The sequence below is a fragment of the Nonomuraea sp. NPDC050547 genome, from assembly GCF_044457345.1.
Classification (GTDB): Bacteria; Actinomycetota; Actinomycetes; order Streptosporangiales; family Streptosporangiaceae; genus Nonomuraea.
This window is the reverse complement of record NZ_JBITGW010000001.1, coordinates 926,598-946,037: the sequence shown is the minus strand read 5'-3', so window position 1 is coordinate 946,037 and position 19,440 is coordinate 926,598. Positions and strand designations below refer to the sequence as shown.

The window sequence follows — 19,440 nt, the reverse complement described above, 5'->3', positions numbered from 1 at the left end:
CGTGGCGACCGCGGTCCGGCCACGCTCCCCGGGCGGCATCGCGCTGGCCCGGCTGCGCGCCGACCGCCCGGCGATGGCCGGCCTCGTCCTCGCGAGCACGCTGGTCATGCTGGCCGTACTGGCTCCAGTGATCACCGCGTGGACGGGCTGGGCACCCGAGACCCTCGACAAGGCCGCCGTGGACCCCAACCTCGGCGGCCTCCCCCGCGGTCCGTGGGGCGGCGTCAGCGCCGCCCATCTGCTCGGCGTCGAGCCGGTGACGGGCCGCGACGTGCTCAGCAGGATCCTGTACGGCGGGCAGATCTCGCTGCTCATCGCCCTGCTCGCCACGGTGATCACGGTGATCACGGGCATCGTCCTCGGCCTGCTGGCCGGGTTCCTCGGCGGCTGGGTCGACACGGTGATCAGCAGGCTCGTCGACCTGCTGATGTCCTTCCCCAGCCTGATCTTCATGATCGCGATTCTGTCCGTGGTGCGCGACATCAACCGGATCGTGCTGCTCGTGACCGTCATGGCGATCTTCGGCTGGACCGTGGTGGCCCGCATCGTCCGCGGCCAGGTGCTCACGCTCCGGCACAGCGAGTACGTCGAGGCCGCCCGGGTCGGCGGCGCGATGACCGGCCACATCCTGCGCAAGGAGGTGCTGCCCGGCCTGAGCGCGCCGCTCCTCGTCTACGCCACCCAGGCCATCCCCGCCTACATCGGGGCGGAGGCGGCGCTGAGCTTCCTCGGAGTCGGCGTCAGGCAGCCCACCCCGTCCTGGGGCCAGATGATCAACAATGCCCGGGGCTGGTTCATGACCGATCCGATGTACCTGGCCGTGCCCTGCCTCTTCCTGGGACTCACCGTGCTCGCCTTCACCCTGCTCGGCGACGGCCTGCGCGATGCCTTCGACCCGAAGGAGGCGAGTTCGTGATCGGGTACGCGCTGCGCCGCCTGGGCGCGATGGCCCTCATCCTGCTGGCCATCTGCGCCATCACCTTCGCCGTCTTCTACCTGCTGCCCGACGACCCCGCGCTGGACGCCTGCGGCAAGAGCTGCACGACCGAACGGCTCCAGGACGTCCGGCACGCGATGGGCCTGGACCAGACGGTGATCGTCCAGTTCGTGACCTATCTGGCCGGCATCTTCACCGGCCGCGCGCTGGGCACCACCGGGCTGGAGTGCGCGGCGCCCTGCTTCGGCTACTCCTGGCAGTTCGCCACCCCGGTCTGGGACCTGCTGCTGGACCGCCTGGCGGTCAGCGCCTCCCTGGCCGCGGGCGCCGCCGTCCTGTGGCTGGTGACGGGCGTGGCGCTCGGCGTCGTCGCGGCGCTGCGCAAGGGGTCGCTGCTGGACCGCGGGATCGTGCTGTCGGCGCTGACGACCACCTCCGTGCCGGTCTACCTGGTCGCCGCGCTCTTGCTGTACGTCGTGGTCCTGCGGGGCGAACTCCTGCCCTTCCCCGACTACCAGCCGCTTCTGGAGAACCCGGCCGCCTGGCTGACCAGCCTGATCCTGCCGTGGATCGCGCTGGCGGCCCTGTACGCGGCCATGTACGTCCGGCTCACGCGTGCCTCGATGATCGAGACGATGGCGGAGCCGTACATCAGGACCGCGAGGGCGAAGGGCCTGCACGAGCGGACGGTGGTGGTCAAGCACGGGCTACGCGCCACGATGACGCCGATCCTCACCATCTTCGGCATCGACCTGGGCGGCCTGCTGGCGGGAGCCATGATCACCGAGACGATGTTCGGGCTGCCGGGGCTGGGCAAGCTGACCTTCGACGCGATCGCCAGATCCGACCAGCCCGTGGTCCTCGGCGTGACGCTGCTGGCGGCGTTCTTCGTCACTTTCGCCAACCTGGCCGTGGACCTGCTCTACGGCGTGATCGACCCGAGGGTGAGGTACGCGTGATCCTCGACGTCACCGGCCTGTCCGTCAGCTTCGGCGCCACCGCGGTGGTCGACGGCCTCTCGCTGTCGGTGGACCGCGGCCACACGCTGGGCATCGTCGGCGAGTCCGGTTCCGGCAAGTCCGTCTCGTCGCTGGCCGTCATGGGGCTGCACCGCGAGGCCACCGTGACCGGTTCGATCCTCTTCGACGGGGACGAACTCGTCGGAGCGCCCGCCGAGCGGCTGCGGCGGTTGCGCGGCTCCCGGATGGCGATGATCTTCCAGGATCCGCTGACCTCGCTGCATCCCTTCTACACGGTCGGGGAACAGATCGCCGAGGCCTACCGGCTGCACCGCCGTACCGGCAGAAAGGCCGCGCGCGAGCGTGCGGTGGACATGCTCGCCGAGGTCGGCATCCCCGACCCGCGCCGGCGCGCCGGTGAGCACCCGCACCACTTTTCGGGCGGCATGCGCCAGCGGGTCATGATCGCGATGGCGCTGGCCTGCGAACCCGACCTGCTCATCGCCGACGAGCCGACGACCGCCCTCGACGTGACCGTCCAGGCGCAGATCCTCGAACTGATCAAACAGATCCAGGAAGACCGCAGGCTGGCCGTCATCATGATCACCCATGATCTCGGCGTGGTCGCCCGCGTCGCGGACGAGGTCCTGGTCATGTACGGCGGGCGCGCGGTGGAAAGAGCCGAGGCCAGGACGCTCTTCAAGGATCCGCGCCACCCGTACACCAAAGGGTTGCTCGCGTCGATTCCCGGCATGGACCCGGACCCGGCGGGCCGGCTTCGGGCGATCCCCGGCGCCCCGCCCTCGCCGCGGGCCTTCCCGGCCGGCTGCCGGTTCCACCCACGCTGCCCCTCGGCCATGGCGGTCTGCTCGGCAGAGGCCCCGGCGCCGGCCGGCACCCGCCGCATGATCGCCTGCCATCTCGAAGGAGCGCAGTCATGACCCTGCTGTCCGTCCGCGACCTGCGGGTGGGGTTCAAGACCGGTCGCCGCGCCGAGGTCAAGGCCGTGAACGGGGTCACCTTCGACCTGCCCGCCGGCGAGACGCTGGGGCTGGTGGGAGAGTCCGGCTGCGGCAAGTCCACCACCGGGCGGGCCGTCGTCCGCCTGCTGGAGCCGACCGCCGGCAGCGTCCACCTGGACGGGCGTGACATCACCCACGCCGGCCGGCGCGACCTCCTGTCGTCGCGCAAGGACATGCAGATGATCTTCCAGGACCCCTTCGCCTCGCTGAACCCCCGGCAGACGGTCCACCAGATCGTCTCCGGCCCGCGGCGCCTGCTCGACCACGCGGGCACGGCCGAACTCCTGACCAGGGTGGGACTCTCGCCCGAGCACGCCGGCCGCTTCCCCCACCAGTTCTCCGGCGGCCAGGCCCAGCGCATCGGCATCGCCCGCGCGCTGGCGTCACGGCCGAAGCTGATCGTCTGCGACGAGCCCGTCTCGGCGCTGGACGTCTCGATCCAGGCCCAGATCGTCAACCTGCTCGCCGACCTCCAGGCGGAGCTCGGCCTGGCCTACCTGTTCATCGCGCACGACCTGGCCGTGGTACGCCATGTGAGCACCCGCGTGGCGGTCATGTACCTGGGCCGGATCGTGGAGATCGGGCCCCGGGAGCGCCTCTACGCCGATCCCGCCCACCCCTACACCCGGGCGCTGCTGTCGGCGATCCCCGTGCCCGACCCCGACACGGAGGCGAGCCGTCAGCGGATCGTGCTCAGAGGCGACCCGCCCAGCCCGGCCGCCCCGCCGCCCGGCTGCTCCTTCCATCCGCGCTGCCACCTGGCACAGGACCTCTGCCGCGTGAGCGCACCGGAACTACGTGAGGTGAACGGCCGTCAGGTCGCCTGCCACCTGGCCTGAAGCCCCGCCCCCCGGACCTCCGGCGAGAGGCGATGGCGTCAGCCACGGTGATCCGCGGTGCGGGCACGGCCGAGAGAAAACCGGCGCAACACGGAGAAGGATCCCGCGCCGGCCTCGGTGAATCGGATCTCCGTCACCCTGAACTCCCCCGCGAGTTCACGCCCCGCGAGCGCGGCCGCGCACCGCGCGCCCCACGTGGACGTGCGCGGGTGGGCGATCGTGGCGTGGGGCGGGACGTCCATGGCGGCCATGGGTGGCGACAGCAGCTCGCGGCGCAGGTCCGTCCAGGCGCCGTCCACGTCGTGAACGCGGACGAACACGCCGCCGTCCATCGCGAAGACCCGGCCCAGCCGCAGGCGGAAGGGCGGCCGCTCGCCGGCGTGCGACTCGGCGCGCTTCAGCAGCAGAGTCTCGTCGAGGGTCTCCTCGGGATACACGAGGGTCACGTGCGCCGGCACCACCTCGGCCATGCGCGGGTCCCACTTCTGCCGCAACCGCTCCAGCGGCTCGGCCGCCGGCCCCCGCAGTGCGATGGACAGGTGCCGTCTCACCCGAAGTCCGCGCCGAGCACCACGGCGTACAAGGCGCGCAGTTCGCGGCCGGTGATCGGCGGCAGCATGTGGTTGGCGCCGACCAGGATCAGGTAGAGCAGCTTGCCCATCACCTCGGAGGCGGCCGGATCGCCGGACCGTTCCCGCCAGACCGTCCGCAGGAACTCGATCCGGGTGTGGTCCACCCTGCGCAGCATGGCGGCGACGTCCTGGTCCTGCATCGCCCAGGCGCGGATCGCGACCTCCGGGTCCGACGTGGGTTCCTTGGCCACCAGTTCCAGCAGGCGTTTGATCTTCTCCTCCGGGGCCGGGTCGCCCGCCAGGGCCGTCTCGATGTAGCGGGTGGTCATCGTCGCCTCGTAATGCTCCAGCAGGGCGGTCTTGAACCCGGGCATGCCCTTGAAATGGTGGTAGAACGAGCCCTTCGTCAGTTCCAGCCGGGCCATCAGCCGCTCGATGGTCAGGCCCGGTGCGCCGTGCTCGGCGAGGATCACCAGCCCGGCGTCCAGCCAATCCTGTCGGTTCGCCACGAAGCTCCTTCTGGGGTACGTGCCTCGACCATACCCCAGGGTATGCCGCACCCGAAGAACTTGATCACCTGGCTTCTCCCCAGGAGAGCAGGCGCGCGCGGTCCCGCCAGGCGCGTTCCCACTGGCGGGTCAGCGCGGGGTAGACGATCAGGTGACGAAACGGGGCGATGGCCGCCATGTACAGGCGCCCGAAGAGGCCGTTGGGCTTGACCAATGCCGTGCACCTCAGGTGGTACGTGCCGTCGCCGTTCGGCAGCCAGCTCAGGTGCATGATCGTGTGGACGGTCTTGTTCGCCAGTTCGCGGGCGGCCTCCCGGTCCAGGAAGTACACCTCCGTGAACGGGTCGGTGCACGGCGGTACGCCGTCGGCGGTCTGGGCCAGTTCGCGCGGCAGCCGGTCGCGCAGCGAGGCGACCCGGTGCCCCAGTCCGGTCCTGGGCGCGTCCCAGCCGAACAGGGCGCCGATCTTCCAGCGCAGCGCGAGCATGAATCGGACCACGGCGGGCTGTCCGCCGGCGTCGTAGGCGGTCCGTAGCGCGGCGAGCATCACGGGGAAGTCGTCGGGGCCGGCGCCGGGGGTGCGGAAGGTCCACACGTCCTCGACCCGGAAGTCGGGGGTGAACTCGTGGATCCGCCAGGGCTGGGCGAGATGGGCGGTTGCCGGGATGCGCATCTGTCATTCCTTCCGATTTTTCGAGACTCCAAGTTCCGTAACTACGAGTTCCGTAACTCCTAGTCCCGTATCATGCAACCATGACCGATCGAAAGCAAGTCCGCGGTCGCGGGGGCCGGCCCCGCGACAGCCGCGTCGACGACGCCATCGCCGCCGCCGTACGGGAGGTGCTGTCCGAGGCCGGGTACGCCCGGCTCACGATGGGCGAGGTGGCCACGCGTTCCGGGGCGGGGAAGGCGGCGATCTACCGGCGGTTCGCCAGCAAGCAAGAAATGATCTTCGATGTCCTCGTGGAGGGCGAGTTCCTGCCGGTGCCGTCCGACCGCGGTTCGCTGCGCGCCGACCTGGCGGCCGTGCTGGCCGAGAGCGCGGACAGTTTCGCCTCGGCCCCACCCGGCACGGTCCCCGGCCTGCTGGCCGACATCCAGGCCGACCCCGAACTCCACCAGCGGTTCGTCACCAGGTACGTCGGCGCCCAGCGGCAGACCTTCGAGGAGATCCTCGACCGTGCGGCGCTGCGCGGCGAGCTCGCCAGGCGGCCCGACCCGGCCATCCTCAACGCCCTGGTGGTCGGACCCGTCTTCGCCTGGCTGTTCCTGCTGGACGGCGCCCCGGACGGGCTCCCCGCGCTCACGTCCGCACTGCTCGACGCGGCCCTCGCACTCACCGCCGGCTAGGACGCCCCCAGACAATACCGTTTAGTATGCTATCGAAAGGAAGCTTTCCCATGGATATTCGCCCCGTCGAGCCCGCCGACCTTCCGGCCCTGGTAGATCTGGCCTGCACGGTGTTCGGGCCGTTCTATCTGGACTCCCTCCGGCCGGTGGTCGGCGAAACCGTCTTCGCCAACCGGCACGGTGACTGGAAGGGCGACTACCGGCGCCACCTGGCCGGTGTGCATGACCCGGCCAACGGGAAGTTCGCCGCCGTCGCCCTGGCCGGCGGCCAGGTGGCCGGCTTCGCCGGCTGGGCCGTCCAGGAATCCGAACGTCACGGCGAGATCGACATCCTGGCGGTCCACCCGGAGCACCGGCGGCTAGGGCTCGGCCGGGCGCTGCTCGAACACGCCCTGGACCAGATCAAGGCCACCGGGGCAGTGGAGATGATCTCGATCGGCACCGGCGGCGACGACTTCCACGCACCGGCGCGCGCCCTCTACGAGTCGTTCGGATTCACGCCGTTCCCGCAGGTCACCTATACGAGGCCGATCTGAGCGCCGCCGGACGGAACGGCGCCGCGAGAACGAGCCCGAAACACACCGCGGACATCACGGTGAACACGATGATCGGCTCGGGAAAGTACGCGACGCTCAGCCACACCGAGAATCCCGAAACCGCGGTGCACACCAGGCTGAAAGGCGACCAGCGCCGCAGCAGCCCCGGCGCCTCACGGACGGCGACGACCACCGCGACCGCGAACATCACCGCCAGCATCCCCATCTCGGCGCTGGTCCCGTCGTTGAAGTCCCGCACCGTGACCTGCCGCCCGTTCTCGAACATCGGACTCGCGGTGACCGCCGCCAGATCGGCGACGGCCCGCTCCCCCGCCGGAAGCGGCCCGGTGAGCGGCGAATGGAACATCAGCAGGTGCGCCACGCCGACCAATCCGATCAGCGTCGCACCGGTGTAGAACAGGCGACGCGACCACGGCTCCATGACAACCTCCAGGAACATACTATACCGTATGGTATGGACGTGAGACAGCGTACTCCCTCCATCCCCCCGAACGCCAGCGGCCCCCCGGACTACCCAAGCCGGGGGGCCTTAGATGTTGCCGCCATGTGCGGCGCCAGCTGCTTTTAAGAGGCTGGATCAGTCCTGACGACGTGTGCTCTGCCATTGAGCCACCGCGGCACGAAGAGCCGCGGGCCGGATTCGAACCGGCACCTCAACCATCACAGTCCACCTCGGTCGATCTGGCGCTCGACGGCAATGCTGAATCTGGAGCGAGAATCTGAACGTGATCGGCTGCCTCTACCGCTTGGGCTACCGGGACGCGTAGTGCCCCGGGAAGGTGTCGAACCTCCACTGTGGCCGTTTGGTCAGCTTCAGCCTCAGCCTCAGCTTGCGCTCCTGGCGCACCCTCGCACGCGGGCGAGGGGGTCGATGGGTCCTACCCGAGCAGGTAGGAGAACACCTTCTCGCCGATCTTCCGGTCGACGATGTCGGTGCCGTTGGCTTCCTCGCGGGCGAACTTGACGGCGTCCTGCAGCTTCTGCACGCGCGCCAGCAGTTCGTTGACACGACGCTGCGGCAGCGCGCCGGAGAAGGCGACCTTCGTCCAGTAGCCGACCACGATGTCCTCGGTGAACACCTGCACCTGGGCCGGGTGCTTGTCCGTGGCCTCGGCCAGCACATGGTTGCGCGGCACCTTCTTGGTCCGGGTCGTCTTGACCGGCTCGGTCCGCCACGCCTCGGTGTGCTCGTCCTGGCTCCAGGTCTCGGCCGGGTCGAGGGTCGGCAGCTTGGAGATGAAGGTGTGCACGTCCGTCAGCTGCTTCTCCAGGAACAGCAGGTAAGTGACCGGCACGTCCTCCAGCAGCACGGCGCCGTCCACCTTGACGCTGGCCGTGGCCTGGCAGTTCGCCCAGTCCTTGGTCGCGGTGACGTCGAACAGCCTGGTCAACGTGGCGCCGACACCCTTCAGCACCGCGTCGGCCTGCACCTGCACGCGCGTGGACTCCGGCGGCAGTTGCTCGCCCTCGTCGTCGATCGGCTGGTAGGTGCGGGAGATGCCGGACAGCAGCGGCGTCTTCTGGATCTGGTGGTAGGCGTCGGTCACCTTGCGCTGGACGTCGGACTTCACGCCCTTCTCCACGGCGAGGATCTGGTTGAGCTTGGTCACGAACCCGACCATAGAGGTACGTGCGCCGCGTCACATCCCATTTACCTCCTCGACGCACGCGCAGGCAATGGTGATCATCGTCCCCTGCCGCGCGTCCACATGGGTGAGACTCCCCGACCCGAAACACAGCCGGCAGGGAAACGCGGCGGACACGAAGGGGTCCTGCCACACCCGATGCTGCCAGGCCGGCGGCAAGGGAGGAGCCGGACGATCGGCCCCCCGCTCGGCCGGCTCATTGTCCCCCCCGACCCAGCCCAGCCCACCACAGAACTGACAGCCCAGAAACAGGCCGCCGACGCGCTGACCCTTCCGGCCCCCGCACTCAGGACACTCGATGGGGTCGGTCACGCTCTGCCGGTGCCTTGGCAGTGCGTACACGGGACCCAGGTGCGTTCCCGGTCCCGCGTACCGTTGAGCTCCATCCACTCCCCGCCGGCGCCGAGACACGTACCGCACACGGGTTTCTCATCCTTGCCCATGCTCATGACGGTACGGCGGGCAGCGGTGGTGTGTCTGCTACCAGAAGAGGCTGATGAGGGTAGCTTTACCGCGACCCCTCAAAAACGATCAAGGGCCCTGGCTCACCGAAGTAAGCCAAAGCCCCCATCCGACCATCTGGTCGGGACGACAGGATTTGAACCTGCGACCCCTTGACCCCCAGTCAAGTGCGCTACCAAGCTGCGCTACGTCCCGCCAAGGCCCTGCTGGAAGCTCGTTCCGTGCGGCCTTGCGTGGAAAACACTATCACGGGTGACGGACCTCTCTGTGCCATTAACGGCGAGGCCCGGAGGGGTGGGAACAAGGTCATCCGGGCCGTGGTCGAGGGTAAGGAGTCGGTCATGAAACCTTCGGATATTTCCCTGGTGCAGGTTCTCGGTACGCCGGCCGTCTCGCCTGACGGGCGCCATGCGGTGGTCGCGGTCACCCGTCCCGATCTGGAGGCGGACGCCTACCGGGGCGGGCTCTGGGTCGTTCCCACCGATGGGTCCGAACGGGCCCGGCGGCTCACCCATGGGCCGCTGGACAGTGCGCCGGTCTACTCGCCGGACGGGGTGTGGCTGGCGTTCTTGCGTTCGGGGCCGGGGGTCAAGCCTCAGGTCCATGTGATGCCGGTCGCGGGTGGGGAGTCGTGGCGGGTCACCGAGCAGAGGTCCGGCGCCGCGGAACCGGCCTGGAGCCCGGACTCGTCTCGGCTGGCCTTCGTGGCTCAGGTCAAAGAAGCTCAGGCCCAAGAAGCTCGGGGCACGGACGCGAGAGGCACGGACGCGAGAGGCACGGAGGAGGGGGCCGAAGAGGGCAAGCGTGGGCCGCGGCGGATCACGGCTCTGCGCTATCGGTGGGACGGGGCCGGGTTCACGGACGACAGGTACGCGCAGGTCTTCGTGGTCGATCCCTTCGGGGACGAGCCGCCCGTACAGGTGACGGAGGGCGAGTTCGATCATCGTGGGGTCGCCTGGAGTCCCGCCGGGGATCTGCTGGCCTTCAGCGCGGCCCGCCATCCCGGCCGTGGCGAGGACTTCTTCAGCGACGTGTGGGTGTGCGCGCCGGACGGCACCGGCCTGCGGCGGGTGACCCGGACGGATCTCACGGCCACGCAGCCGGGTTTCGGACCGGACGGCGGGCTGGTGTTCGTGGGCGCGGATCCGGGCGAGGAAGGGCGCAGGCTGGTCGCTCGGCAGACCGGGGTGTGGTCGGTGCCGGTGGACGGGTCCGCGCCGCCGCGCAGGCTGACCGATGCCGAGCTGCACAACATGCCGTCGATCGGCAACGAGCGGCTGGCCGTACCCGCGAAGGACGGGGTGCTGTGCGCGGTCGAGAACAGGGGCGCGGTCGAGTTGCTGCTCGTGCCCTATGGCGGCGGGGAGCCGGGGGTCGTGGTCGGGGGGCCGCGGGAGGTGCGGGGGGTGGGCCACGCGGGCGGGACGACGGTGGCGGTGGTGTGCGACGCGAGCAGCCCGGCGGAGCTGGTGGCGGTGCGGGACGGGGTGGAGGTGCGGCTGACGGAGTTCGGGGCGGGGCTGGAGGTGCTGCCGATCGAGGAGGTCGACGCGACCGCGCCGGACGGGTATCCGGTGCACGGGTGGATCGTGCGGCCGGAGGGTGAGGGGCCGCATCCTGTCCTGCTGATGATCCATGGCGGGCCTTTCGCGCAGTACGGCTGGCGGGTCTTCGACGAGGCGCAGGTGTACGCCTCGACCGGGTACGCGGTGGTGATGGGCAATCCCCGTGGTTCCTCCGGCTACGGGCGGGCCCATGGCGCGTACATCGTGGGTGATGTCGGGCGGCGCTCGGCCGTCGATCTGCTGGCGTTGTTCGACGCGGCGCTGGCGACCGGCGGCCTGGACGCCTCCCGGGCGGGCGTGCTCGGCGGTTCGCACGGCGGCTTCATGACCACCTGGCTGGCCGCGCACCACGGCGGGCGTTTCCGCGCGGCGGTCAGCGAGCGGGCGCTCAACGCGATCGACAGCTTCCACGGCAGCAGCGACATCGGCTGGGCCTTCCCCTTCGACCTGTACGGCGAGCCGTCCACCTGGGCCGGCCAGAGCCCGCTGACCCACGCCGGCCTGATCACCCTCCCCATGCTGATCATCCACTCAGAACACGACTGGCGGGCACCGGTGGAGCAGGCGCAGCGCCTGTTCGTGGCGCTGAAGCTGCGCGGCGTTGAAACGGAGATGCTGCTGTTTCCCGATGAAGGACATGAGATGTCCCGTTCTGGCCTGCCCAGTCGGCGAATTGCCCGATTCGACGCCATCCTTGACTGGTGGCAACGTCACCTCTGACGGAGAAAACCATGGAAAGGTCGCACATGCGCATCGCCCGATTAATGGCCGCGATCACCCTCGTGATCCCCGCGCTCTTAGCCACCTCGGCCCAGGCACGATCCCCCGCCTGCCCCGGCACCGGCACCGACGCCGCCGTCGACAGCCCCGTCGAGATCGACGCGGCGTCCGCCTGCCCGGCCGCCCACCCCCGCCTCACCGTCTCCTACGCCCCGGCCGTCGACGGCACCGTCACCCTTCAGGACAGGGAACCGCTGGGCGGCGCCCCGAGCGAACACGACGACATCCGCTTCCTCCCGGACGGCTCAGCCTCCCGCGTGGTCTTCGGCGGCAGGAGCTACACCCTGCTGAACGTGCACTACCACGGCCCGGCCGAGCACAAGTTCGCCGGACAGGGCTTCGCGCCCCTGGAAGCCCATCTGGTCCACGAGCTCGCCGGACCCGCCCAGGGCTACCTGGTCCTGTCGGTGCTGGTGAACGCCCGGCGCGACGACTGGTCGGAGCACGACGCCCTCCTGCGCGAGCCGCCTTCCACGGTCGGCGCCACCAAGCGGGTCCACGGGGTGAACCTCGCGGCCCTGCTGCCGGCCCCCGGCAGGCGGGCCTTCTACCGCTACACCGGCTCGCTCACCACGCCGGAGTACGACAAGCCGGTCACCTGGATCGTCTTCCGGCAGCCCGGCTCCGCCACCCCGCGCCACATCGCCGGCGTCCGCGAGCTGTGGGACGAGCACGGCAACAAGCGTCCCCTGCAGGACAACCCGGTTCCGCCGAACGTCTACCGGCACTGACGCGCCCCGGTCCCCCGTGTCTGGGAAGAGGCGCGGGGGCCGGTCAGCCACTCCAGCAGCGGTCGCAGGTCGCGCCAGGCGTCGCGGACCGCGCCGAGCGCCTGTCCGCCGGTCGTCCTCGACTTGGGCAGGCGTTTCTCGGCCCCCAGCGACTTGTAGCGCAGCAGGTCGATGCGCGGATGGTCGGCGGAGTAGCCGCGTGGCCGCGTCTTGACCCGCTCCCCCACGAGCGAGAAGCCCTTCTTCTCCAGCCGCTCGACGATCGTGCGCAGTTCCTCGCCCGCTTCGCCGTCCACGGCCTCGCGGTAGCGGCGGGTGTCGTCGGTGTCGAAGGCGTGGAAGCCGCCGCCGACGTGGATGCCGTCGGCGCCGAGCATGAGGTAGTAGCCGGCGTGGCCCTCGGCGGCCACGGTGACGCCCTGGCTGGTCTTGTAGGGCGACTTGTCGGTGCTGAAGCGGGTGTCGCGCTGGGGTCTGAACAGCTTGGCGGGCCCGAACTCGTCCTCCAGCCCTTCCAGCATCTCCTCCAGCGGCTCGCGTACGGCCCGCTCGTAGACGTCCTTGTGGGCGTGCCAGAACTCCTTGGTGTTGTCGGCTTCCAGCCGCTTGTAGAAGTCGAAGGCCTTGGCGGTCAGGGGCACGGTGGGTTTCCTCCGTTTCAGAGCAGTCCGGCGAACCGTTCGACGACCTCGGCCGCCTGGGCGGCGTTGAGGCGGGGGTCGCAGGCCGTGCGGTAGCGCGGCAGGCGTGGCGCCCGCGCGCACGGCGCGGGCGTGGCGATGCACTCGGTGACGTCGTCGGGCGTCATCTCCAGGTGCAGCCCGGCCGGATGGCGGTGGCGGGAGCGCAGGACGCTGACGAATGCCGTGACCTCCTCCAGGATCGCCTCCATGGGCCGGGTCTTGGGCCCGGCTCCCATGCGGACCGTGTTGCCGTGCATCGGGTCGCACAGCCACACGACCGGCATACCCCGCCTGCCGACCTCACCCACGATCTCCGGCAGGAGGCTGCGCACCCGGGTGCTGCCCAGGCGGACGATGAACAGCAGCCTGCCGGGCAGGGCGCCGGGGTTGAGCAGGCGGCTGAGGCGGGCGGCCTGGGCCGGGGTCGTGGCGGGACCGAGCTTGACGCCGACGGTGTTGCGGACGGACCGGGCGAAGGCGACGTGCGGGCCGTCGGGCCGGCGGGTGCGCTCGCCGATCCACACCGAGTGGGCGGAGGCGGCGTAGCCGTCGCGTACCAGCGGGCGCTCGTAGTCGAGCAGCAGCGCCTCGTGGGAGACGTAGGCCCGTTCGAGCGGCGGGCGGCCGGGCCAGGACTCGCGCACCACGCGCAGGACCGAGCGGGCGCATCGGTGGGCGCGCAGCAGGCGTCCGGGGTCGGGGCGGCGGGCACCCGGGTCTCCGGCGGGGCTGTTGACGGCGTCGCCCCGGTAGGAGTGAACGAGGGTGCCGTCGGCGGTGATCTCGTGGGGGGCGGAGCGGGGTTTGCCGTACTGGCCGGCCAGGCGGCCCAGCGGGAGCGTGGGGGCGCCGGTGCTCGCGGTGATCGTGGCGGCCAGGCCGTACAGCTGGGCGAGTTTCGCGCGCACGTCGGACGGGCCGGACTCGCGGAAGCGCTCGGCGCAGTCGCCGCCCTGGAGGACGAAGCCGCGGCCGTCGCCCGCGCGGGCGACGGCGGCGGTGAGCCGGTCACACTCGTGCGCGCCGACCAGCGGCGGCAGGCCGTGCAGGGTTTCGACGACCCGGCCGAGCAGCGCGGGGTCGTCCCAGTCGGGTTGCTGGGCGGCGATCACGGCGCCTCGTCCCGCAGCCGGGCCTTGTCCACCTTGCCGACGGGGGTGAGCGGCAGGCCGGGCACGACGACCATCCGGTCGGGGATCTTGTAGGCGGCCGCGCCGCGCTCGCGCATGAACGCGCCGATGGCGGGGAGTGTGGGCGGTTCGTCCCCGGCGACGATGTAGGCGCAGGTGCGTTCGCCCAGGTAGTGGTCGGGCACGGCGATCACGGCGGCGGCGCGCACGTGCGGGTGGGCCAGCAGGTGCTCCTCGACCTCGTCGGCGGGCACCTTGTCGCCGCCGCGGTTGATCACGTCCTTGACCCGGCCGCAGACGACGAGGTGGCCGCTCGGGGTGACGCGGGCGAGGTCGCCGGTGCGGAAGAACCCGTCGGGGGTGAAGGCCCGCGCGTTGTGATCGTCCGCGCGGAAATAGCCCCTGATCGTGTACGGCCCGCGCACCAGCAGCTCACCGGCCTGACCGGCGGGCACCTCGACGCCCGACTCGTCCACGACGCGGATCTCGTCATGCTCCGACAGCGGCCTTCCCTGGGCGCCGGCCCGCAGGTCGGGCCCGTCGTCCGGCGGGCTCTGGCTGAGCAGCCCCTCGGCCATGCCGAACGACTGCTGCACCCGGCCGAGCCGCGCCTCGACGTCGGCCACCAGTCCGGGGCCGGCCGCGGCGCCGCCGAGCTGCACCAGGCGCAGGCTGTCCAGGCGGTGCGGGGTCCACGCGGCGGCCTCGGCCCACAGCAGCCCGAGCGAGGGCACGAGCCCGGTGACGGTGACGCGTTCGCGCTCGATGATCGGGAAGGCGTCGTCGGGGCCGGGGGTCGGGGTGAGGGCGACGGCGCCGCCCGCGTGCAGGGTGCCGAGCACGCCGGGGCAGCCGAGCGCGTAGTTGTGCGCGACGGGCAGCGCGGCCAGGTAGACGTCGTCGGGGGTCAGCCGGGCGTTGGCGGCGCTGAGCCGGAGGTTGCACAGGTAGTCGTCGTGGGTGCGCGGGATGAGCTTGGCACGGCCGGTCGTGCCGCCGGACAGCAGGAAGAGCGCGACGTCGCCGGGGCCGGGCGGCTCGAGGTCGGCGGGTTCGGTGTAGAGGGCGTCCAGGGGGGTGAACTCCTCCGGCTGCCCGGCCACGATCACCTGGCGGGGGCCGTGGATCCGGCGGGCCAGTTCGCGGTGGTCGAAGCCCTGGTGGTGGTCGGGGATGACGTAGGCGGCCGGTTCGGTCCGCGCGGCGAGGTGGCCGATCTCGTCGTGGCGGTGCGGGGGCAGCGCGAGTACGGGAGCGGCGCCCAGCGTGAACAGGGCGAACAGGGTGTCGATGAGCTCCGGGGAGTTGGGCAGGTGCACGATGACGCGTTCGCCGGGCCGTACACCGAGATGGTGCAGGCCGGTGGCCAGGCGGGCGGCGCGCCCGGCGAGGTCGCGGTAGGTGCGGCGCTCGCCGGTGGCGGTGACGAGCGCGGTGCGCTCGTCGTGGGCGTGGAGCAGGGAGCCGAGGGTCCGGCCGCTCCACAGGCCGAGTTCGCGGTAGCGGCGGGCGCTCTCCTCCGGCCACGGTACGCATCCGGGGATCATGCGGTCCTCCTCAGGGGGCCAGCCGCGTCGCGTGCCAGCCGCCGGAGGCGTGGCGGTAGCGGACGCGGTCCTGGATCTCGTCGGCCCTGCGCTGCCAGAACTCCATCTCCCGCGGCGTGAGCCGGTAGCCGCCCCAGTGGACGGGGCGCGGGACCTCCTGGCCGGTGAAGCGGGCGCGGTGGTCGTCGAAGCGGGCGCGCACGGCCTGCCGGTCGCCGATCTCGCTCCGCTGGTCACTGCTCCAGGCCAGCAGCTGCAGGGTGCGGGGCAGGGTGGCGAAGTGGGCGTCGGACTCGACCTCGCCCAGCCGCGCGACCAGGCCCTCGACGCGGACCTGACGGCCCTTCTCCAGCAGGGCGAAGCACAGGGCGGCCATGGGGTTGACCGCGACGTCGGCGGCCTTGCGGCTGGCGTGGTTGGTGAAGTACACGAAGCCGTGGTCGACGTAGGCCACGTCCACCCAGCGGGCGGAGGGCCGGCCGTGGTGGTCGGCCGTGGCCAGCACGGCGAAACCGGGCATCTCCCAGCGGGCGAACTCCCGCAACGGATCCACTGCTTTTTCGGTGAGCATTTTCTGCATCTGCCATTCTCTGGTCAGTTGAAACACTATTGCCTATAATCGCATTCATGCAAGAAGCCGCAGCGAAACTCATCACCCGCCATCGCGAAATAACCACTCCGCGGACTTTCGAGCTGCTCGGCCTCGAATGGGACCTCCTGCCGGGCGTCTACGCCCCGCACCTGTCCCAGTCGTCGGCCCTTTACGCCGAATGGCTGCCCTATCCCCTGCACGGCTCGTTCTGCGAGGTCGGCAGCGGCACCGGCTACATCTCGGTGCTGGCCGCGCTGCGCGGCTGCGCCTCGGTGACGGCGCTGGACCTCAGCGCGGCGGCCGTGGACAACACCCGGCTCAACGCGGTACGGCACGGCGTCGACGAGATCGTCCACACCGCCCAGGGCGACCTGTTCGAGCCGCTGACCAGTGAAGACCGGTTCGATCTCATCTACTGGAACTCCAACTTCGTCGAGGGTGAGCCCGCCGACGCCCTGGAGCGCGCGTTCTTCGATCCCGGCTACGCCGCGCACGCCGCCTACTTCCGCGACGCCGCGGCGCACCTGGAGCCGGGCGGCCGGCTGCTGCTCGGCTTCACCGACCTGGGCGACGAGAACCGGGTGCGCGCGCTGGCCGCGGAAAACGGCCGGCGGGCCGCGACGCTGCGCGCCGCGAAATGCGCAGCGGAAAAAGGGCACATCGAATACCGCCTCCTCGAATTCCAGCAGCGATAATTCAGCGGTAAAGGCGGACGGCGAGCGGCGCCAATATGGCGGTCGCCGCCACCGCCCATGCCGCGGTGAAAAGCACGGGCACCAATACGGGACCGCCGCTCGAAAGGCCGACGAGCGCGTCACCGGCCACCGACAGCGGATTGGCCCGCACCACCGGCTGCAGCCAGCCGGGAAACTGCTCGGCCGGCACGAACCCCGACGACAGGAACAGCAGCAGCGTCACCGGCGTGTTGAGCGCCCCGCTGACCGCCTGCTCGCTGGAGGCCGACAGCGCCACGACGACGGCCAGCCACAGGAAGATCCAGGCGAACAGCGCCACCACCGCGAAGAAGGCGAGCACCGCCACCGGCCCCTGGCTGAACCGGAACCCGGCGGCGTACGCGACGGCCGTGGTGAACGCGCCCACGAGCACGGCCCTGGCCAGGTCGGCGGCGATGCGCCCGGCCAGCACCGGCAGGCGGCCGATGTCCATGGCCCTGAACCGGTCGGTGATGCCGCCACGCAGGTCGGCGAAGAAGCCCACGCCGGTGCCGACCGCCCCGTACGCGGCACTGAACAGCACGATGACCGGGGCGAGCCGGTCGATGTACGGGCCGCGGGAGGCCTGGCCGACGAGTTCGCCGAAGACCAGCAGCATGAGGAACAGCAGGATCACCGGGAACATCACCGAGTCCGCGACGAGGCGCGGGCTCCTGACGAAGCGGCGCAGGGTGCGACCGGCGAGCAGGCCGGTCTCGGCAAGGGTGCTCATGTCGCCCTCCTGAAGGCCCGGACGGCCGCCGCCGAGAAGACCGCCAGCAGCCCGGCCAGCCACGCCAGCGCCTTGACCACGGGCCCGGCCGTCGGCCCGCCCTCGGCCAGCGCGCGCAGCGCGTCCAGCACCGCGGTGACCGGCTGGTGGCGTACCACCGGCTCGATCCAGCCGGGGAAGGCGTCGGCGGGCACGAACGCCGAGGAGACCATCAGCAGCGGCAGGTAGATGACGTGCAGGGTCGAGGAGACCGACTCCGGGTCGCGGGAGGCGAGCCCGAGCGCGCCGGTGCCCGCCGAGATCGTCAGCGCGAAGGCCACGGACAGGGCGACGAAGCCCAGCGCGGCCAGGGGGCCGGCCTGGAAGCGGAACCCGGCCACGTACCCGGTCGCGACGATCACCGCGATGGCCAGCAGCGCCCGTACACCGTCGGCGGCCATCCGGCCCACCACCACGGCGCCCCGGTTGATGGCGAGCGCGCGGTAGCGGGCCAGCATGCCGCTGCGGCGGTCGGAGGAGGCGAAGAAGGCCGCGGTGATCGCCACGGAGAACATCCACTGCACGACGATCGCCGGTGGCAGGAACTGGGCGTAGTCGATGCCGCGTACCCGCAGCAGGTTGCCGAACAGGGCCAGGAAGCCGAAGACGAAGATGATCGGGAAGATCACCATCGTGCTCACGGTGTCGGCGGCCGAGTTGAGCCGGATGTTGCGCCCGGCCAGCAGGAGTCCCTGCCCGAACAGGTTGCCGAGCCCGGCCTCGCTCCTGGCCGTCATGACACGGCCTCCTCGCGCGGGTGCCCGGTGAGCGCGATGAACGCCTCGTCGAGCGTGGGACGGCGCAGCCGGATGTCGTCGGCCTCGACGCCCCGCTCGCGCAGGGCCGCGACGACCTCGGCGAGCGTGCCGCCGTCGGCGTCGCGGACGATGACCAGGCCGCCGGACTCCTCGACGTTCTCCACGGTGCCGCGCAGCGCGCGCAGGGCGTCCTCGGGCGGTTCGGCGCGTACTTCGCAGACCTGCCCGCCGACCTGCTTCTTGAGCTCGCCGGGCGTACCCTCCGCGATCACCTCGCCGCGGTCGATGAGCACGAGCCGGTCGGCCAGGCGGTCGGCCTCCTCCAGGTACTGGGTGGTCAGCAGCAGCGTGACGCCCTTGTCGCGCAGCGAGGCGACCACGTCCCACATCTCCTGGCGGCCCACGGGGTCCAGCCCCGTGGTGGGCTCGTCCAGGAAGATCACCGGACGGCTGACCACCAGGCTGGCGGCCAGGTCAAGGCGGCGGCGCATGCCGCCGGAATAGGACGTGACGGGCTGGTCGGCGGCCTCCGCCAGGCCGAACCCGGTCAGCAGTTCCCCGGCGCGGGCCACGGCCGCCGCCTTGCCGAGCTTGAGCAGCCTGCCGAACAGCACGAGGTTCTGCCGTCCGGTCAGCACGTCGTCGACCGCGGCGAACTGGCCGGTCAGCGCGATGGACGCGCGTACGCCCGACGGGTCGCCCGCCACGTCGTGCCCGGCGACCGACGCTCTTCCGCCGTCGAGCGGCAGCAGCGTGCTCAGGCAGTTGATCACCGTGGTCTTGCCGGCGCCGTTGGGGCCCAGCAGGCCCACCACCGCGCCCGGCTCGACGGTGAAGGACACCTCGTCCACGGCCGTCTTGCCGCCGAAGACCTTGCGCAGGCCCTCGACCTCGACTCCCCCTCCGTTCATGCCGCTCATCTCCTCGATGTGGGTGACCGTCAGCCGTCCTGCTTCACCGGCGTCTGCTGGTGGAAGGCGAGCTTCCAGGCGTTGCCGCCGCGCTCGTAGACGCTGGTCATGTAGAGCTGGAAGGCGAACCCGGCCTCCTTGAGCCGGACGGTGGCGCGGTAGGTGATCAGCGCCGCGTCGCCGCCGAACTCCAGCACCTTGACGTCCTCCAGCGTGTAGTCGTCGAAGGGGGCCTTGTTGGCCTCGATGTCGGCGGCCAGCTCCGCGCCGGTCTGCGGGCCGTCGGGCTCGACGCAGATCGTGCGCTCGGTGACCAGCTCGCGGTAGAAGTCGCCGTTGCCGACCGAGATGGCCGCCCAGCCCTGCTCCTCGAGCTCTCGCAGTTCCTTCTCGACGCTCATGCCC

General features: G+C 71.0%; 22 protein-coding genes and 1 tRNA gene. 9 read left to right on the top strand and 14 right to left on the bottom strand.

The window, feature by feature from the left end; all coding sequences use genetic code 11:
- Position 1: 1 nt before the first annotated feature.
- From ACIBHY_RS04415 to ACIBHY_RS04400, 4 genes are read left to right on the top strand one after another with little or no spacing between them, the layout of a single operon-like run.
- Positions 2–916, top strand: coding sequence for an ABC transporter permease (locus ACIBHY_RS04415; RefSeq protein ID WP_397305929.1), 915 nt, complete (start codon positions 2–4; stop codon positions 914–916).
- Positions 913–1,896: an ABC transporter permease gene (locus tag ACIBHY_RS04410; protein WP_397256061.1), complete on the top strand. Its 984-nt coding sequence runs from the start codon at positions 913–915 to the stop codon at positions 1,894–1,896. Before ACIBHY_RS04415 ends, ACIBHY_RS04410 begins: the two co-directional genes overlap by 4 nt.
- On the top strand, positions 1,893–2,837 hold the full coding sequence (locus ACIBHY_RS04405) for an ABC transporter ATP-binding protein (RefSeq protein ID WP_397305928.1): 945 nt from the start codon (positions 1,893–1,895) through the stop codon (positions 2,835–2,837). Before ACIBHY_RS04410 ends, ACIBHY_RS04405 begins: the two co-directional genes overlap by 4 nt.
- Entirely contained in the window at positions 2,834–3,757 is a 924-nt protein-coding gene (locus ACIBHY_RS04400; protein WP_397305927.1) for an ABC transporter ATP-binding protein, read from the top strand. Before ACIBHY_RS04405 ends, ACIBHY_RS04400 begins: the two co-directional genes overlap by 4 nt.
- 38 nt (positions 3,758–3,795) lie before the next feature.
- Here the strand turns inward: ACIBHY_RS04400 and ACIBHY_RS04395 are convergent, their stop codons facing one another.
- From ACIBHY_RS04395 to ACIBHY_RS04385, 3 genes are all read right to left on the bottom strand, one after another.
- Complete coding sequence (locus ACIBHY_RS04395) at positions 3,796–4,308, bottom strand: 2'-5' RNA ligase family protein (RefSeq protein WP_397256067.1); 513 nt, start codon at positions 4,306–4,308, stop codon at positions 3,796–3,798.
- Positions 4,305–4,838, bottom strand: coding sequence for a TetR/AcrR family transcriptional regulator (locus tag ACIBHY_RS04390; RefSeq protein ID WP_397256069.1), 534 nt, complete (start codon positions 4,836–4,838; stop codon positions 4,305–4,307). Before ACIBHY_RS04390 ends, ACIBHY_RS04395 begins: the two co-directional genes overlap by 4 nt.
- Before the next feature lie 64 nt (positions 4,839–4,902).
- Positions 4,903–5,511: a DUF2867 domain-containing protein gene (locus tag ACIBHY_RS04385; RefSeq protein WP_397305925.1), complete on the bottom strand. Its 609-nt coding sequence runs from the start codon at positions 5,509–5,511 to the stop codon at positions 4,903–4,905.
- 80 nt (positions 5,512–5,591) lie between these two features.
- Here ACIBHY_RS04385 and ACIBHY_RS04380 point away from each other — a divergent pair, with 80 nt between their 5' ends.
- Together ACIBHY_RS04380 and ACIBHY_RS04375 are read left to right on the top strand one after the other, a co-directional pair.
- Positions 5,592–6,188 (top strand): TetR/AcrR family transcriptional regulator, encoded by a 597-nt coding sequence (locus ACIBHY_RS04380; RefSeq protein ID WP_397256073.1) that lies wholly within the window; start codon positions 5,592–5,594, stop codon positions 6,186–6,188.
- A gap of 50 nt (positions 6,189–6,238) precedes the next feature.
- The gene (locus ACIBHY_RS04375) at positions 6,239–6,724 is read left to right on the top strand and encodes a GNAT family N-acetyltransferase (RefSeq protein ID WP_397305924.1); all 486 of its coding nucleotides are present in this window, start codon (positions 6,239–6,241) and stop codon (positions 6,722–6,724) included.
- Here the strand turns inward: ACIBHY_RS04375 and ACIBHY_RS04370 are convergent.
- The 3 genes from ACIBHY_RS04370 to ACIBHY_RS04360 all read right to left on the bottom strand — a co-directional run bounded on the left by ACIBHY_RS04370 (position 6,702) and on the right by ACIBHY_RS04360 (position 9,048).
- A complete protein-coding gene (locus ACIBHY_RS04370; protein WP_397305923.1) occupies positions 6,702–7,184 on the bottom strand; it encodes a hypothetical protein in 483 nt (160 codons plus the stop codon). The genes ACIBHY_RS04375 and ACIBHY_RS04370 overlap by 23 nt on opposite strands.
- A 439-nt stretch (positions 7,185–7,623) precedes the next feature.
- Positions 7,624–8,355, bottom strand: a complete 732-nt coding sequence (locus tag ACIBHY_RS04365) for a hypothetical protein (RefSeq protein WP_397256078.1) — start codon at positions 8,353–8,355, stop codon at positions 7,624–7,626.
- Positions 8,356–8,971: 616 nt separating this feature from the next.
- Positions 8,972–9,048 (bottom strand) — tRNA-Pro (locus ACIBHY_RS04360).
- A gap of 146 nt (positions 9,049–9,194) precedes the next feature.
- Here ACIBHY_RS04360 and ACIBHY_RS04355 point away from each other — a divergent pair.
- Entirely contained in the window at positions 9,195–11,138 is a 1,944-nt protein-coding gene (locus ACIBHY_RS04355) for a S9 family peptidase (RefSeq protein WP_397305922.1), read from the top strand.
- Between the two features lie 11 nt (positions 11,139–11,149).
- Positions 11,150–11,929: a carbonic anhydrase family protein gene (locus tag ACIBHY_RS04350; protein WP_397305921.1), complete on the top strand. Its 780-nt coding sequence runs from the start codon at positions 11,150–11,152 to the stop codon at positions 11,927–11,929.
- On the opposite strand, the gene ACIBHY_RS04345 is transcribed toward ACIBHY_RS04350, so the two are convergent.
- Genes ACIBHY_RS04345 through ACIBHY_RS04330 form a run of 4 tightly spaced genes read right to left on the bottom strand, consistent with a single transcriptional unit; the run spans position 11,917 to position 15,869 of the window.
- Entirely contained in the window at positions 11,917–12,570 is a 654-nt protein-coding gene (locus tag ACIBHY_RS04345; protein ID WP_397305920.1) for a DUF2461 domain-containing protein, read from the bottom strand. The genes ACIBHY_RS04350 and ACIBHY_RS04345 overlap by 13 nt on opposite strands.
- A 17-nt stretch (positions 12,571–12,587) precedes the next feature.
- The gene (locus ACIBHY_RS04340; RefSeq protein ID WP_397256085.1) at positions 12,588–13,724 is read right to left on the bottom strand and encodes a 3-deoxy-7-phosphoheptulonate synthase; all 1,137 of its coding nucleotides are present in this window, start codon (positions 13,722–13,724) and stop codon (positions 12,588–12,590) included.
- Positions 13,721–15,289 carry a (2,3-dihydroxybenzoyl)adenylate synthase gene (locus ACIBHY_RS04335; protein WP_397305919.1) on the bottom strand — a complete coding sequence of 523 codons (1,569 nt, stop codon included), beginning with the start codon at positions 15,287–15,289 and terminating at the stop codon, positions 13,721–13,723. Before ACIBHY_RS04335 ends, ACIBHY_RS04340 begins: the two co-directional genes overlap by 4 nt.
- Positions 15,290–15,299: 10 nt before the next feature.
- Positions 15,300–15,869 (bottom strand): pyridoxal 5'-phosphate synthase, encoded by a 570-nt coding sequence (locus ACIBHY_RS04330; protein ID WP_397305918.1) that lies wholly within the window; start codon positions 15,867–15,869, stop codon positions 15,300–15,302.
- A 47-nt stretch (positions 15,870–15,916) separates the two neighbouring features.
- Here ACIBHY_RS04330 and ACIBHY_RS04325 point away from each other — a divergent pair, with 47 nt between their 5' ends.
- Positions 15,917–16,576 carry a methyltransferase gene (locus ACIBHY_RS04325; RefSeq protein WP_397256090.1) on the top strand — a complete coding sequence of 220 codons (660 nt, stop codon included), beginning with the start codon at positions 15,917–15,919 and terminating at the stop codon, positions 16,574–16,576.
- 1 nt (position 16,577) lies between these two features.
- Here ACIBHY_RS04325 and ACIBHY_RS04320 read toward each other — a convergent pair whose 3' ends face one another.
- From ACIBHY_RS04320 to ACIBHY_RS04305, 4 genes are read right to left on the bottom strand one after another with little or no spacing between them, the layout of a single operon-like run.
- Positions 16,578–17,327: an ABC transporter permease gene (locus ACIBHY_RS04320; RefSeq protein WP_397256091.1), complete on the bottom strand. Its 750-nt coding sequence runs from the start codon at positions 17,325–17,327 to the stop codon at positions 16,578–16,580.
- Positions 17,324–18,103: an ABC transporter permease gene (locus tag ACIBHY_RS04315; RefSeq protein ID WP_397305917.1), complete on the bottom strand. Its 780-nt coding sequence runs from the start codon at positions 18,101–18,103 to the stop codon at positions 17,324–17,326. Before ACIBHY_RS04315 ends, ACIBHY_RS04320 begins: the two co-directional genes overlap by 4 nt.
- A complete protein-coding gene (locus tag ACIBHY_RS04310; RefSeq protein WP_397256095.1) occupies positions 18,100–19,035 on the bottom strand; it encodes an ATP-binding cassette domain-containing protein in 936 nt (311 codons plus the stop codon). The genes ACIBHY_RS04315 and ACIBHY_RS04310 overlap by 4 nt, the downstream gene beginning before the upstream one ends.
- A 29-nt stretch (positions 19,036–19,064) precedes the next feature.
- Positions 19,065–19,436 carry a nuclear transport factor 2 family protein gene (locus tag ACIBHY_RS04305; protein ID WP_397256096.1) on the bottom strand — a complete coding sequence of 124 codons (372 nt, stop codon included), beginning with the start codon at positions 19,434–19,436 and terminating at the stop codon, positions 19,065–19,067.
- Positions 19,437–19,440 lie beyond the last annotated feature (4 nt).